Here is a 14324-nt window from a genome sequence, read left to right as displayed (position 1 = left end):
TGACCGGTAGGAACGGGCTTGTCCTTGGCTGCGCGGTTAGATACGGAAACTACCCACCAACTGCTTCAAACGCCCGGCCTGCTGGCTGAGGGCATCGCAGTGCACCAGGGTCTCGTTGAGGTTCTGCACCCCTTGCTGGTTCAGCGCGTTGATCTGGGTGATGTCCAGGTTGAGGCTTTCGACCACCGCCGTCTGCTCCTCGGTCGCGGTCGCCACCGATTGGTTCATGCCGTCGATCTCACCGATGCGCTGGGTGACGCTGGCCAGGCGCTCGCCGGCCTGGTTGGCGACTTGCACGGTCTGCTCGCTGGACACCTGGCTGGCGTTCATGGTGTGCACCGCTTCACGCGAGCCCACTTGCAGGCTGGTGATCATGCGGTGGATCTCTTCGGCCGACTCCTGGGTGCGGTGCGCCAGGTTACGCACTTCGTCGGCCACCACGGCAAAGCCACGCCCGGCTTCACCGGCCCGCGCGGCCTCGATGGCAGCGTTGAGGGCCAGCAGGTTGGTCTGCTGCGAGATGCCCTTGATCACGTCGAGGATCTTGCCGATGTCGTCGGTGCTAGCATTGAGGGTTTCGATCTGCTCGCACGACTCGCTGATCTTCAGCGACAGCGCGGTCATTGCGTTGATGGCATCGTCGACCACCTGGCGGCCGTCATGCGCCTGCTCGCTGGCGCCGCTGGCGTGCTGCGAAGCATCGGCGGCGTTGCGGGCGATTTCCTGGGTGGCGGCGCCGAGTTGGTTGATCGCGGCCGCCACGCTGTTGGTGCGCATGCTTTGCTCTTCGGAGCCGGTGATCGAGGCGTTGGAGGCGCTCACCACTTTTTCCGACAGGTCATGCACCAGGCGGGTGGCCGAAGACACTTCGCTGATCGAGGCATGGATACGCTCGACGAAGCGGTTGAAGGAGCTGGCCAGCTCGCCGAACTCGTCCTTGTTCTGCACGTCCAGGCGGCGGGTCAGGTCGCCTTCGCCTTCGGCGATATCGCGCATGGCCCGGCCCATGGTGGTCAGCGGGCGCATCAGTACTGGAATCAACAAGCCCAAGAGGCCTGCGATGGCTGCCACGGCGATGAGCATGGCGATGATCGCCGAGGTGCGGAACTGGCTCAGCGCCGCGAAGGCTTTGTCTTTGTCGATCGACAGGCCGATGTACCACTGCGCCGAAGGCAGGCCGGTCACGGGTGCGAACGAGATCAGTCGCTCTTCCCCGTTGAGGGTCACATCCTGCATGCCCGACTCGACCCGCAGGTTGCTGGCGGGGTAGATGTCCTTGAGGTTCTTCATCAGCTGGCTTTTGTCGGGGCTGACGATCACTTGGCCATCGCGGTCGGCGAGGAACGCATGGCCGATGCCGCCGAAGTCCACCGAGTTGATGATCTCCACCAGGGTATCGAGGGTCAGGTCACCGCCGACCACACCGATCAGCTGGCCGTCGGCCTTGGCTTTGACCGGGGTGGCGATGGTCACCATCAACCCGCCCACTGCGCCTTGGTAGGGGGCGGTCAGCACGGTTTGTCCAGCGCTGGCAGCGGCGCCGTACCAAGGCCGCTGGCGTGGGTCGTAGCCGGCCGGCATCTGCGTGTCGGGGCGCTGGGTGAACACGCCGTTGGCCTGGCCAAGGTAGGTAAACAGGAAGTTGCGCGTGTAGGAAGGCTGATCGACCAGCCCCGCCAAGTTGTCGCCAGCGCCTTGCTGGCCGATGTCCTGGGCGAGGTTTTCCAGGACCAGGATGCGTCCGCTCATCCAGTTCTGCACGCTGCTCGCTGTAAGCGCGCCGGACTGCTGGACCGACGATTCGATGTTCTGGCGAATCGTGCTGCGTTGCAGGTAGTCGTTGTAGAGGGTGAACAGTGCGAATGCCAGGACGACGACACCGCAGGCGCTGAGGAGAATCTTGTGGCGGAACTTCAGGTTCATGTTTCGAGACCTTGAGCCATTTCTTGGGGGAGGGCGCCGTGCGCTCGTGGCGCGATGGCGGGACCTTTCAAGGGTTTTATCGGCTCAGGGCGAAAAATGTTGAAACAGTTACTGGCTGTTCTTCATGCGATTTCGACGGACGGCTGTGCCAACCGTTCAACCAGAGTCCGCGCACCTTGGCGCAACGGCTGCTGCTTGCCCCAGAACGCATGCACCGGCAACTCCAGGGCGTTTTGCGTGTTATGAAAATCCAGCCGCACCAACCGCCCGGCAGCTATCAATGGCGCTACCCGTGACAAGGGAAAATCGCCCCAGCCAAGCCCGGCTTCGACCATCTGCAAGGCCAGGTCCAGGCTGTTGCTGCGCCAATGACTGGCGCCGATCAGCGAGCGCGGGTCGGCCAGAGGGAGCTCACTGCTACAGACCAGGATCTGCCGCACGTTGACCAGGTCCTCCAGGTAGCGAATGCGCCCGCTAAGTAGCGCCGGATGGTGAGGTGAAAGTGTTGCGACCAACGACTCGCTGGCGATGTGCTGAAAACTGCGGCGTGGATCGACCTGCAGCCCGGCAAAGGCCAGGCACAGGCTGACCCGACCGCTGTCGAGCAGTTGCAAGGCCTCCTCCTGCGGGGCGCTGAGCAGCTCGATGTCGAGCAATGGGTAGCGCTCGGCCAGGCTGGCAATGGCGCGTAACAGGGGGCGGTGATCGATGTCTGGCACCACGGCAATGGCCAGGCTGCTTTCCAATCCCTGGGACAATTCCAAGGAATGCACTTGCAGCAACCCCAGCTGCTCGGCGATCAGCCGGGCATGGGGCTCCAGTGCCTTGGCCTGGGCAGTGGGCCGGGCCTCGCGTGAACCGCGCTCGAACAGCGCATAGCCAAGCTCCGCTTCGAGGTTGCCGATGGCCATGCTCACCGCCGAAGGCACCCGCTTGAGCGCTCGCGCCGCTGCCGAGAATGAGCCGCGGTCGAGTACTGCGAGAAACACCTGAATGGTATCGCTGGAAAAATTCATAGGGTCGGCTCCTTTCAATTAATCTGAAAGCTGCTGACTTTCTCTGTCAAGTTTATTGAAGCATCCTGCACCGCTTTCGTAACCGCATCACCCGAGGTAACCCGGTGCAAGGACTTAAACGCAAACTGGTCTACGTGACCTTCTATGAACTGATCGGCCTGTGCATGTCGACCCTTGGGCTCGCCTACCTGTCAGATACCCAGGCCTCGCACACCGGGCCCTTGGCGGTGATGATCACCACCGTCGCCATGCTCTGGAACCTGATCTACAACAGCCTGTTCGAATGGTGGGAGAGTCGCCAGGTCAAGCGCGGGCGCAGCGTGGCCCGGCGGATTGGCCATGCCATTGGTTTTCAGCTAACGCTGGTGGTGTATTTGATCCCGCTGATTGCCTGGTGGCTGGACATGACCCTGATGGAGGCGTTGCTGGTGGACCTGGCGTTCATCGTGCTGGTGCCGTGCTACACCTTTGCCTACAACTGGGCGTTCGATCGGATCTTTGGCTTGCCGACGTCAGCTATGGCCACGGCTTGAGGTTAGCTGCCCCGGCTTCATCGCGGGTCAGCGCTAACCCTGTAGCGGGCTTGCCCCGCGATGAGGCCGGTGCAGGCGCCAGCGATTGTGCATCCTTGCTCAAAAGGCTGTCCTCCACCTGCCCCGACAAGTAATACACCCCAGACATCGCGCCACTCTGGCGATTCTCCATCAGCTCTTTCCATTCCTCGTTTAGCGCCACATTCAGAATCACCCGCAACTGCTCGACCATCTGTGGATGTTCACGATCGTGGGTCATCATGCCGATGCCGGTCGCCGCCACCGAAATCAACGCCCCGGCCGCCTTGCCCACCGCAGCGGCGACCGCACTGGCGATACCGCGCGGGGCCAGGGTCGCGCCAAGTTTTTCACTGGCGCGGGTGGCCACCGATGACAGCCCAACCTGGGTCTTGCTGGCCAGCTTCGCTGCCTGCTGATTGAGGTGCTGGCGTAAAGCAAGCCAGGCCGGTTGCTCATTCAGCGGCTTGGCCCTGAGCAACTGGTACAGCGTGGCGTTACGCGCATCCGGCGGGCCCAGGGCGATTGCCGGGACACGGTTGAGGCGTTGGCTGATCTGATCGGGCGGGGCGTTGTAGCGCTGGATGATCGCTGGCAACTGTTGGCCGAACAGCTGCAAATACAATTCGCTGGCGCGATCACGGATAGCCTCGGGATTGATCTGTTCGGCCACCGGTTCAATCACCCGCTCGTGATACTGCTCTTGCAGATATAACGCCAAGCGTTTCTCCGGTGGGTCAGCGCCATTGCCGCTGTTCATCTTGTACCAGGCCACTTTCATGGTCAGCCATTGCTGGGTCCAATAGCCGGTGAACCACGGAATGAAGTCGCTTTCGGTGCGCTGCTGAACCTGCTCCTTCCACACCCGCATCGAGCGCCGGGCATAGTCATTGGCTGAACCTGTGGCGCCTACCGAGGCCTCGATCAGCTCCTGGTCGATCTGTTGCCACATCGCTGCGGTCAGTACAGCGGGCGGCGGCGGGGCAGGCGGGCGCTTGCTGGCGCAACCGGTGAGGGCCAGCAATAAGAAGAGCACGACCACTGCAACACGCGGTTTCACGCAAATAGCCCCCTGGATAGAGGCTGGGTGGTTACCTGATTATAGGTAAGGGCCGGCAGTGGGGCCGGACGGCGGCCCCTTTTGCGGCAAACGGCATGCCAGCGCTTATCGCCAGTTCAGCACATTGCGTGCGGGCCGAGCTCCAACTTGGCTTCCAGGCGGTCCAGGTGCTCATGCATCAGCGCCAGGGCCGCCTGGCCGTCGCCGCTCTCCACCGCATCGATGATCGCCGCGTGTTCCTGCCAGGCGCAGTGTTCGCAGCAGGGCGATTCGTAGCGGGCGATGATCAGCGAGGTCATCGGCACCAGGCCGTTGAGAAAGCGCGCCAGCGGTGCGTTGGCGGCCATCTGCGCAAGCTTGAGATGAAACTCGCCGCCCAGGCGGATCGCCGTGCAGCGTTCACCGCTTTCATGGTGCTGGCGTTCGCGTTCGACCAACTGGCGTAGCTGGCGGATCTGCGTGGGCCGCGCACGCTGGGTGGCCAGGGTGATCAACGTGGTCTCGGCCAGCCGCCGGGCGCTGAGCACCTGGCGTGCTTGCTCTGGATCGGGGGCTGCCAGGTGCGCCGTGTGGCTGGGGCGCTGGACCACCACTTGCTGGTCCGACAAGCGCCCGAGCACCCGCCGGATCACCGTGCGGCTAACCCCAAAGGCGTTGCCCAGGGCCTGTTCGGGCAGGGCGCTGCCGGGTGGCAGGCGCTGTTCGAGGATGGCGTCGAACAGGCGCGGGTAGATCTGCTCGGCCGACAGGCGAGTCTCGCCAGTGCTGAGCAGGGCGGGCAAGTGCGGGGCGGCGTGGGCGCAGGCGGTCATGGTCGCTCTCCTAGATTCAGGGCCCGGGGTGTTCGTCCGGGATATTCAGTTCGATGCCCATGCGCTGGCCTTCCTGAAGAATGTGCCGACGCATCTGGGCGCTGGCCTGGGCGCTGTTCTTGTCGCGGATGGCGCGCACCACCGCTTCGTTCTCGCTTAGCCGCGCGGCCAGGTGTTCTGGCGAGTTGCGCAGCATGTCGGCGCTCTGCTTGAGGGCATTGCCGGTCTGCTGCACCACGCTCTGGAAGATCGGGTTGGTGGTCAGGGCGAACAGCGCCTGGTGAAAGGCGATGTAGGCGCCAACGCCGGCCTCACTGTCACCGGCATCCAGCGCTTCGCGCATGTCCATCAGGGTCAGGCGCAATTGGCCGATGTCCTGGCTGTTGGCCGACTGCGCGACCAGGCCGACGATGAATGGCTCAAGCGTGTAGCGCAGCTCCAGTACATCGGCCAGGCTGGCTGTGCCCACGCCATCGCTGACGTTCTCGGGCTGGGCGGCTTCGGCATCGAGTACCAGCACTCCCTTGCCGGGCAGCGAGCGCACCAGGCCGAGGGTTTCCAGCACGGTTACCGCTTCACGCAGGCTGGGCCGGCTGATGCCCAGTTGTTCGGCCAACTCGCGCTGGCCCGGCAGCATCTCGCCAGTGCGCCACTGGCCGCGAGCCAGCGCCTGGCGCAGTTTTTCCACCACTGAGGTGACCACGGTCGATGAGCTGATCATGGTTTGCTCCCTGTCGAAGGTTGCATCAAAGCTCCTTGAACAGGCCGGCGCGGTGGCCGGCCTGGGTCAATCAGAATTCCTGTTGATGGGCGTTGGGCTGCTTGCGCGGCAGCGGCGCGAAGCCCGGCTTGCCACTGAGCACGTTGTTGGCCCGCTCAAGGTCGATGTCTTTCTCCCAGCGCGCGATGGCCACGGTGGCGACGCAGTTGCCGATCAGGTTGGTCAGCGCCCGGCCGATACCCATGAACCAGTCCACCGCCAGCACCAGCACCAGGCCAACCACCGGGATCGCCGGCACGGCAGTCAGGGTCGCGGCGAGAATCACCAGCGCCGAGCCTGGGATGCCATGCGCGCCCTTGGACGTTACCAGCGACACCAACAGGATGGTCAGCAGGTCAGTCATGGCCAGCGGCGTGCCGGTGGCATTGGCGATGAACACGATAGCCAAGGTCAGGTAGATGGAGAAACCGTCGAGGTTGAACGAGTAACCGGTAGGGATGACCAGGCCAACCGTCGAGCTGCCGATGCCCAGATGCTCAAGCTTGCGCATGATCTGCGGCAGCACGGCGTCGGACGAGGCGGTGCCCATGACGATAGTCAGTTCTTCACGCAGGTACTTGATCAGTGGCAACAGCTTCAGGCCGGAAAGGCGCATCACCGTGCCCAGCACGATCAGCACGAAGCCTGCGCAGGTCAGGTAGAACAGCGCCACCAAGCCGCCCAGGTGCTGCAGCGACTCCAGGCCATATTTGCTGGTGGTGAAGGCGATGGCGCCGAACACGCCCAGCGGCGCCAGGCGCACGATCATGCCCATGATGCGGAAGATCACGTGGCTGAGTTCGTTGATCAGCCGCGAGATACCCGAGGCCGACTCGCCCACCAGGTTCAACGCGCTGCCGAACAGCACCGAGAACAGCAGCACTTGCAGAATGTTGTTGTCAGCGAAGGCGCCCACCACCGAGGTGGGGATCAAGTCCATCAGGAAGGTGGCGGTGCCATGGATGTGCTGACCGCGCTCGGCCAGGCCATTGGCGTCGGCCGTGGACAGCTGATCGAGGTGGATGTTGGCACCGCTGCCAATGCCGGAGGTGAAGGCGAACACCAGGCCGATGACCAGGGCAAGGGTGGTCAGCACTTCGAAGTAGATCACCGACTTAAGGCCAATCCGACCGACCTTCTTCAGGTCGCCAGCACCGGAGATGCCGCTGACCACCACGCAGAACACGATCAGGCCGATGAGCATCTTGATCAGCTTGATAAAGCCGTCGCCGAGGGGTTTTAGCTGCAGGGAGACTTCGGGAAAACTGAGGCCGCAGGCAATGCCCAGGGCAAGCCCTAGCACCACTTGGAGGAAGATCGAACGCGAGCACCATTTAAGCATGGGAGGGGTCTCTGATCGGTGTCCTTGCTTCGATGGCGCAGGGTCAAAGAGCGCAGGACTTAATTATTGTGGTCTTACCGGTTTGTTCAGTGCGTCCCCATAAAAGCGCGAAAAATCACACAAAGCAAGCAATTTTGGCCTTACCGGTCTGACCAGTTGTGCTGCGGTTATGTCTCGACCGCTCTGGTCTGCTGCACGCGTGGTTTTCAGGCCTTGGCCAGTGCCTGATTGACGGCGGTGATCAGCTTGGCGAGGTCCTTGGGCGCTGCGTTGTGCACGACACCGAACAGGTAGGCGCGCTGATCCTCTTCGTCGTCCGGTTCGGCGAAGAAGGCCTTGAGCTTGATCCCTAGCACCCTGGCAAACACCTGCAACGCGTCAATGCTGGGGGTGTAGGTGCCGGTTTCAAAACGACTGATGGTCTTGGGGTCGAAGCCGCTTTGCTCGCCAAGCTGAGCCTGTGTCAATCCGGCGAGCTTGCGGTAGCGACGCAGGGCAGATCCTAGACCTGACATCGTCATCTCTTAATTCCCATTTGGAATCAAGAACTTAACGATATAAATCGTCATAGCGCAACGCCATGATTCATCACATTTATTGGCAAAATGTGATGAATTTCGTAGAATCCACTTCTTTGACTGATCAGTCATTCAAGTTAATGTCCAAGGTGATTCGACCGCCTGTAAGGTCGCGCTAGCCGTTGTTGGACATTGGAGCTGGTCAAGGATGAACGGTTCCGGTAAGCCGCTGCCATCAAGGCAGGGCGCCGTTTCGTCTGCGAATGGAGTCTCATCGTGCGCCTCAACCTGCCGGTTTCGCCGGTCGAACAACGCTTCCCGCCAGAACAACGGCTGATCTCGGCCACCGATACGGCCAGCCTGATCACCTACTGCAATGCCGAATTTGCCGCCATCAGTGGCTACAGCCAAGCTGAGCTGATCGGTCAGCCGCACAATCTGGTGCGCCATCCCGATATGCCCGAAGCGGTGTTCGAGGACATGTGGCGCTACCTCAAGGCTGGCAAAAGCTGGATGGGCATCGTCAAGAACCGCTGCAAGAACGGCGACTTCTATTGGGTCAATGCCTATGTGACGCCGATTCTTGAAGACGGGCGGCTGGTTGGCTATGAGTCGGTGCGGGTCTGCCCAACCCGCGAGCAAGTGCAGCGCGCTCAGGCCTTGTATGCCCGCTTGCGCGCAGGCAAGCCCGCCTTGTCATTCGGCCGGCGCCTGGCAGGTCTTGGTCAGGCTATGGCTTTGCCGGTGGCGGCCGGGGCGCTGGCGGTTGCGGCTAACCAGCTGTGGCCGGGTCTGACGGGGCAGGGGCTGACGCTAGCGTTGTTCGTCTCATATGGGGTATGGGCCAATGGCGGTGTTGGCCGGCAACTGCGGCGGATCGTCAACGGCGCTGAAGGCACGTTCGCCGACCCGATAGTGGCGCTGACCTACAGCGATTTGCCTGGCGCCGCGGGGCAGCTCGAGCTGATTCTGATCGGCGAAGAGGCGCGGCTGAAAACCGCGCTGACGCGCTTGAGCGATCTGGCCGGACAAATGGCCGTGGCCGCCGGTGATGCCGGTCGGCTGTCGCGCAGCACCGAAGAGGCGCTGCTCGAACAGCGCGCCGAAACCGACCTGAGTGCCACGGCCCTGACCCAGATGGCCGCCTCCATCGCAGAAGTGGCCAATCATGTGCAACTGACCGCAGGCGAGGCGCACACCGCGCATCAGTTGGCGGAGCAGGGCAGTCAGGTGGCCGATGCCAGTGGCACGGCGATCCGTGACTTGGCCGGCACGGTGGATCAGATCAACCAGGCGGTCACCGAGCTTGCCGGGCAGACCGATAACATCGCCGAAGCGGCGGGGATGATCCGCGCCATTGCCGAACAGACCAACCTACTGGCGCTCAACGCTGCCATCGAGGCGGCGCGTGCGGGTGAACAGGGCCGAGGCTTTGCCGTGGTCGCCGACGAGGTGCGGGCACTGGCCGATAAAACCCGCCAGTCGACCTTGCATATCCAGACCATCATCGACGGCTTGCGCGGCGGTGCCGAGCAGGCTGTGGCCATTGCCAGTCGCGGTATCGCCGGTGCTGAACAGGGCGTGGCGCGGGTGCTCGAAGCGCAGCAAGCCCTCGACGGCATTCGCCAGGCGGTGCAGCGCATCAGCGACATGGGCCAGCAAATGGCCACGGCTTCGCAACAGCAGTCGGCGGTGGCTGAGGATGTCTCGCGGCAGATCAACGGCGTGGCGGGCATTGCCCAGCAGAGCGCGCTCAGTGCCAATGCCGCGGCGTCGCGCGGCGCCGAACTGGAACAGGTGTGTGCCGGGCTGCGCGCCCTGGTTGAGCGCTTCAACCGCTAAGGCATGATGTACATGGATGATATCTATCGCGCGGCTGTGGACGCGGCCGCGATCTTTTCCGAAACCGACCTGCGCGGGCGGATTACCTACGTCAACGAGCAGTTCTGCAGCATCTCCGGCTATAGCCGCGAGGAGCTGCTGGGCGCCAACCATCGCATCCTCAACTCGGGCTTGCACGAGCCGGAGTTCTTCCTTGAAATGTGGCGAGCGCTGGTCGCTGGCCGGGTGTGGAAAGGCGAAATCTGCAACCGCGCCAAGGACGGCTCGTTGTATTGGGTCGACAGCACCATGGTGCCGCTGATCGATCCGCAGTCGGGCAAGGTGCACAAATATGTGTCGATCCGCTTCGACGTCACCGAGAAGCGTCAGTTGCTGCACACCTTGCAGTGGCGGGTGGGCCACGATGTGCTGACCGGCCTGCCCAACCGCGCTTATCTCTCCGACCTGCTCAACCAGGCGTTGGCCTTTTCCCGCCGCGAGGAAATCCCGCTGGCGGTGTGCATGCTCGACCTGGATGGCTTCAAGGCGGTCAACGATGGCTACGGGCATGCCGCCGGTGACCTGCTGCTGATGGAGGTCGCCCAGCGCTTGCAGGGCATTTTGCGCGCAGGTGACTCGGTGGCGCGGCTATCGGGCGATGAGTTTGTGCTGATCTTGCGTCACATCGATGGCAGTGCGCCGCTGCATGCGGCGTTGCAGCGCATTCTGCACACGTTGGCCGCGCCGTATCTGATTCGTGAGCGCAGCCTGTCGCTGAGCGCCAGCATCGGCGTCACCCTGTTCCCGCAGGACGACGAGGACGCCGATACCTTGGTGCGCCACGCCGACCAGGCCATGTACGTGGCCAAGCAGCGAGGGCGCAACCGTTATCACCTGTTCGATGTGTCCCAGGAGCAGGAGCAGAAGGCCACCCACCAGACCGTGGCGCGGGTTCGCCAGGCCCTGCATCAGAGCGAGCTGTGCCTGCACTATCAGCCGAAGGTCAACATGCGTACGGGCCAGGTGTTGGGGTTCGAGGCGTTGCTGCGCTGGATGCACCCGGCCAAGGGGCCGGTGCCACCCGGAGCATTCTTGCCTTTAGTGGAGCAAACCGACCTGATCGTCGAGATCGGCGAATGGGTCATCGACCAGGCCTTGGCCCAACTGCAAGGCTGGCAACGCCAGGGCCATCGCTGGTCAGTCAGCGTCAACATCGCCGCCCGCCACCTGCAACGCAGCGACTTCGTCCAACGCCTGCAAGACGCACTTTCCCGCCATGCCGAGGTCGACCCCAAGCAGCTCGACCTGGAAATCGTCGAGTCCGTCGCCATCGAGAACATCCACCATGTCAGCCGTTGCCTGGAGGCTTGCCAAGCCCTGGGTGTGCGCTTCTCGCTGGATGACTTCGGCACTGGCTATTCGTCGCTCAATTACCTCAAGCGCCTACCGACCCAGACCATCAAGATCGACAAATCATTTGTGCGCGACATCCTCCATGACCACGACGACCTGGCCTTGACCGGCGCGGTCATCGGCCTGGCCCGTGCGTTCGATCGTGAGGTGATCGCCGAGGGCGTGGAGAGTGTCGAGCATGGCCGGCTGCTGATGGAGCTGGGTTGTGAACTGGCCCAGGGCTATTGCATCGCCCGGCCCATGCCGGCGGGCGAAGTGGTGGGTTGGGTGGCCGGCTACCTGCAGCCGGCGCAGTGGCTCACACCTGTGGCGCCGTGCTCTTGACCGAGGCCAGTTCCGGGTGCGCCACCAGTTTGTCGATGTGCAACTCGTCGTTGTTCATCCAGGTTTCGGTCAGCACCCGGTAGTGCTCCATGTCGCGGCAGCGCATGCGCAAGCTGTAGTCGAAGTGGCCGCTGATAAGCTGGCATTCATACACCTGCGGGCAGGCACGCACGGTGGCCTCGAAGGCTTTCTGCGCGGCGCGCCCGCTTTGGTTGGACAAGGCCACCAGCACCAGCAATGACAAGCCCGGCGAGACCGTTTGCAGGTCGATGATCGCGCCATAGCCGCGGATCACGCCGCGCCGCTCCAGCTTGCGCACCCGCTCCAGGCAGGGCCTGGGGGTCAGGTGCACGAGGGTCGAAAGCTTCTCATAGGTGATGCGCCCGTTGTGCCGCAGCACATCGATGATAGCTTCATCGATGCGGTCCAGCGCGGCGGGGGCGTGAGCGGTGTTGGCCTTGGTATCCATATGCGGCGTGACTTCACTTAAGACGGTTGGAAAGGAACTGCCGCAGGCGATCGCTCTGGGGGCGATCGAGGATCTCGGCGCTGCCGTGCTCCTCGACCAGGCCCTGGTGCAGGAACAGCACCTGGCTCGACACCTGGCGGGCGAATCCCATCTCGTGGGTAACCATCAGCATGGTACGTCCTTCCTCGGCGAGCGTCTGTATCACCTTGAGCACTTCCCCGACCAGCTCGGGGTCGAGGGCTGAGGTCGGCTCGTCGAACAAAATGATCTCCGGCTCCATCGCCAGCGCGCGGGCGATGGCCACCCGCTGCTGTTGGCCGCCAGAGAGAAACGCCGGGTACTGATCGGCTGCCCGCGCGGGCAGGCCGACCTTGTCCAGGTAGGCGCGGGCGCGGGCCTCGGCTTCGCTGGCACTGATGCCCAACACCTTGCGTGGCGCCAGGCAAATGTTCTCCAGCACGGTCAAGTGGCTCCACAGGTTGAAGTGCTGGAACACCATCGCCAGGCGCGTGCGCAGGTTCTGCAATTGAGCCGGCGGCGGGGTGCGGGTGCCGGGGCGGATCTCAAGGGTCTGGCCGTCCAGGGTGATACTGCCGGCGTCGGGTTGCTCAAGGAAGTTGATGCAGCGCAGGAAGGTGCTCTTGCCCGAGCCGCTGGCGCCGATCAGGCTGATCACATCGCCCTTGCGTGCTTGCAGCGAAACACCCTTGAGCACCTGGTGCTCGCCGTAATGCTTGTGCAGGCCGTCGACGCTGAGTTTGCGGGTGCCGCTGAGGCTGTGGGTGCCTGGGGCGAGTTCGGTGATGGGCAGGGACATGGCAGACAGGGTCATCGGTTCAGCCTCGGGCAGGGTTCAGAAAGCGCATCCAACGGCGCTCGGCCAGTCGGAACAGGCCGACCAGGGCGAAGGACAACAGCATGTACAAGATCGCCGCGACGCCGAAGGCCTGGAAGGTCAGGAAGGTCGCGGCATTGGCATCGCGGGCCACCTTGAGGATGTCGGCGACAGTGGCGGTGAAAGCCAGCGAAGTGGCGTGCAGCATCAGGATCAGTTCGTTGCTGTAGGCCGGTAGCGAACGGCGCAAGGCTGCAGGCAGCACCAAGAACAGGTTTAGCCTCCAGCCGCTCAGGCCATAGGCTTGGGCCGCTTCCATCTCGCCGTGGGGGATGTTGCGGATAGCCCCGGCGAAGATCTCCACGGTGTAGGCGCAGGTGTTGAGCACGAAGGCCAGCAGGGTGCAGTTCAAGGCGTTGCGAAAGAACTGGTCGAGCAGGGCGTGCTCGCGCACCACCTCCAGGCTGTACAAGCCGGTGTAGCAAATCAGCAGCTGGATATACAGGGGGGTGCCGCGAAACACGAAGGTGTACAACTGCACCGGCAGGCGCAGCCAGGCGCGGCGTGAGACCCGGGCCAGGGCCAGCGGCAACGAGAGCAGCAAGCCCAGGAGCATGCTGACCACGAACAACCAGAGGGTCATGGCCAGGCCGGACACGCCACTGCCGTCGCTATAAAGGTAGGCCAGGCCGTATTGCTGAAGCAGTTCGATCATCGCGCCAGCTCCTTGACTCCGGTGTTGTAGCGCCGCTGCAGGTAGTTGAGCAGGCGGTTGGAGAGGGTGGTGATCAACAGGTAGACCAGGCCTGCGATGCACAGGAAGAACAGCATGTCGTTGGTGGTCTTGCCGGCGTTCTGCGCGGCCTTGACCAGGTCGGCCAGGCCGATGATCGAGACCAGCGCGGTAGACTTGAGCAGCACCAGCCAGTTATTGCCCAGGCCCGGTAGGGCGAAGCGCATCAGTTGCGGGAACAGCACCAGCGTAAATCGCTGTGCCCGGCTCAGGCCATAGGCGGTGGCCGCTTCCAATTGGCCTGCGGGCACGCTGAGGATGGCGCCGCGAAAGTTCTCGGTGAAGTAGGCGCCGTAGATGAAGCCCAAGGTCAGCACGCCGGCGCTGAACGGGTCGATTTCAACGTAGTCCCAGCCCAGTGCTTCGGTCAGGTCGTTGAGCCAGATCTGCAGGCTGTAGAACAGCAGCAGGATCAGCACCAGGTCAGGCACGCTGCGGATCAAGGTGGTGTAGAGGGTGGCGGGGATGCGCAGCAGGGCTGAGCGCGAGAGCTTGGCACAGGCGCCGATCAGGCCCAGCAGCAGGCTCAGGGCCAGCGCCAGCAGGGCCAGTTTGACCGTCATCCAGGTGCCTTCGGCCAGCAACGGGCCGAAGCCTTGCAGGCCGCTCGTGAGCAAGTCGTTCATGGGGTAGGGATCTCGTGGAGGCCGCTTCGCCGGCAAGCCCGCTGCCACACAATGGCGTGGA

At 63.2% G+C, this 14324-nt stretch carries 14 protein-coding genes and 2 pseudogenes; 4 read left to right on the top strand and 12 right to left on the bottom strand.

From position 1 onward, the window contains the following. Nucleotides 1-36: 36 nt before the first annotated feature. The 3 genes and pseudogenes from HU737_RS26605 to HU737_RS13465 form a co-directional block, all read right to left on the bottom strand. Complete coding sequence (locus HU737_RS26605) at nucleotides 37-777, bottom strand: methyl-accepting chemotaxis protein (protein WP_372353318.1); 741 nt, start codon at nucleotides 775-777, stop codon at nucleotides 37-39. Between the two features lie 114 nt (nucleotides 778-891). Beyond that, nucleotides 892-1923, bottom strand: a pseudogene (gene mcpA, locus HU737_RS26600) (methyl-accepting chemotaxis protein McpA); the annotation flags it as partial. Between the two features lie 122 nt (nucleotides 1924-2045). Then, nucleotides 2046-2939, bottom strand: a complete 894-nt coding sequence (locus HU737_RS13465) for a LysR family transcriptional regulator (protein WP_186555033.1) — start codon at nucleotides 2937-2939, stop codon at nucleotides 2046-2048. 104 nt (nucleotides 2940-3043) lie between these two features. On the opposite strand from HU737_RS13465, the gene HU737_RS13460 reads away from it, so the two are divergent. Beyond that, entirely contained in the window at nucleotides 3044-3472 is a 429-nt protein-coding gene (locus tag HU737_RS13460) for a PACE efflux transporter (protein WP_186555032.1), read from the top strand. On the opposite strand, the gene HU737_RS13455 is transcribed toward HU737_RS13460, so the two are convergent. The 5 genes from HU737_RS13455 to HU737_RS13435 all read right to left on the bottom strand — a co-directional run bounded on the left by HU737_RS13455 (nucleotide 3456) and on the right by HU737_RS13435 (nucleotide 7985). After that, nucleotides 3456-4550, bottom strand: coding sequence for a hypothetical protein (locus HU737_RS13455; RefSeq protein WP_367616031.1), 1095 nt, complete (start codon nucleotides 4548-4550; stop codon nucleotides 3456-3458). The two genes, HU737_RS13460 and HU737_RS13455, sit on opposite strands and share 17 nt — an antisense overlap. Before the next feature lie 116 nt (nucleotides 4551-4666). Next, a complete protein-coding gene (locus HU737_RS13450; protein WP_021263726.1) occupies nucleotides 4667-5362 on the bottom strand; it encodes a GntR family transcriptional regulator in 696 nt (231 codons plus the stop codon). A 16-nt stretch (nucleotides 5363-5378) separates the two neighbouring features. Continuing rightward, the gene (locus HU737_RS13445) at nucleotides 5379-6083 is read right to left on the bottom strand and encodes a FadR/GntR family transcriptional regulator (protein ID WP_186555031.1); all 705 of its coding nucleotides are present in this window, start codon (nucleotides 6081-6083) and stop codon (nucleotides 5379-5381) included. A 70-nt stretch (nucleotides 6084-6153) separates the two neighbouring features. Continuing rightward, nucleotides 6154-7464 (bottom strand): C4-dicarboxylate transporter DctA, encoded by a 1311-nt coding sequence (locus tag HU737_RS13440; protein WP_186555030.1) that lies wholly within the window; start codon nucleotides 7462-7464, stop codon nucleotides 6154-6156. A 206-nt stretch (nucleotides 7465-7670) separates the two neighbouring features. After that, entirely contained in the window at nucleotides 7671-7985 is a 315-nt protein-coding gene (locus tag HU737_RS13435) for a helix-turn-helix domain-containing protein (protein ID WP_186555029.1), read from the bottom strand. A 273-nt stretch (nucleotides 7986-8258) separates the two neighbouring features. On the opposite strand from HU737_RS13435, the pseudogene HU737_RS26595 reads away from it, so the two are divergent. The 3 genes and pseudogenes from HU737_RS26595 to HU737_RS13425 form a co-directional block, all read left to right on the top strand. Beyond that, nucleotides 8259-8540 (top strand): annotated as a pseudogene (locus HU737_RS26595) (PAS domain-containing protein); the annotation flags it as partial. A gap of 174 nt (nucleotides 8541-8714) precedes the next feature. Continuing rightward, on the top strand, nucleotides 8715-9824 hold the full coding sequence (locus tag HU737_RS13430) for a methyl-accepting chemotaxis protein (protein WP_437182256.1): 1110 nt from the start codon (nucleotides 8715-8717) through the stop codon (nucleotides 9822-9824). 12 nt (nucleotides 9825-9836) lie between these two features. Further along, entirely contained in the window at nucleotides 9837-11540 is a 1704-nt protein-coding gene (locus HU737_RS13425; protein WP_186555027.1) for a putative bifunctional diguanylate cyclase/phosphodiesterase, read from the top strand. On the opposite strand, the gene HU737_RS13420 is transcribed toward HU737_RS13425, so the two are convergent. From HU737_RS13420 to HU737_RS13405, 4 genes are read right to left on the bottom strand one after another with little or no spacing between them, the layout of a single operon-like run. Further along, a complete protein-coding gene (locus HU737_RS13420) occupies nucleotides 11515-12009 on the bottom strand; it encodes an Lrp/AsnC family transcriptional regulator (RefSeq protein ID WP_186555026.1) in 495 nt (164 codons plus the stop codon). The genes HU737_RS13425 and HU737_RS13420 overlap by 26 nt on opposite strands. 13 nt (nucleotides 12010-12022) lie before the next feature. After that, nucleotides 12023-12826, bottom strand: coding sequence for an ABC transporter ATP-binding protein (locus tag HU737_RS13415; protein ID WP_186555073.1), 804 nt, complete (start codon nucleotides 12824-12826; stop codon nucleotides 12023-12025). Nucleotides 12827-12845: 19 nt separating this feature from the next. Next, the gene (locus HU737_RS13410; protein ID WP_186555025.1) at nucleotides 12846-13559 is read right to left on the bottom strand and encodes an ABC transporter permease; all 714 of its coding nucleotides are present in this window, start codon (nucleotides 13557-13559) and stop codon (nucleotides 12846-12848) included. Further along, nucleotides 13556-14263, bottom strand: coding sequence for an ABC transporter permease (locus HU737_RS13405; protein ID WP_186555024.1), 708 nt, complete (start codon nucleotides 14261-14263; stop codon nucleotides 13556-13558). Before HU737_RS13405 ends, HU737_RS13410 begins: the two co-directional genes overlap by 4 nt. Nucleotides 14264-14324: the final 61 nt, after the last annotated feature.

The sequence above is a fragment of the Pseudomonas urmiensis genome (assembly GCF_014268815.2).
In the GTDB taxonomy this organism is placed as follows: domain Bacteria; phylum Pseudomonadota; class Gammaproteobacteria; order Pseudomonadales; family Pseudomonadaceae; genus Aquipseudomonas; species Aquipseudomonas urmiensis.
The sequence above is the reverse complement of the archived record's forward strand: the minus strand, read 5'-3'. Positions and strand labels throughout refer to the sequence as shown.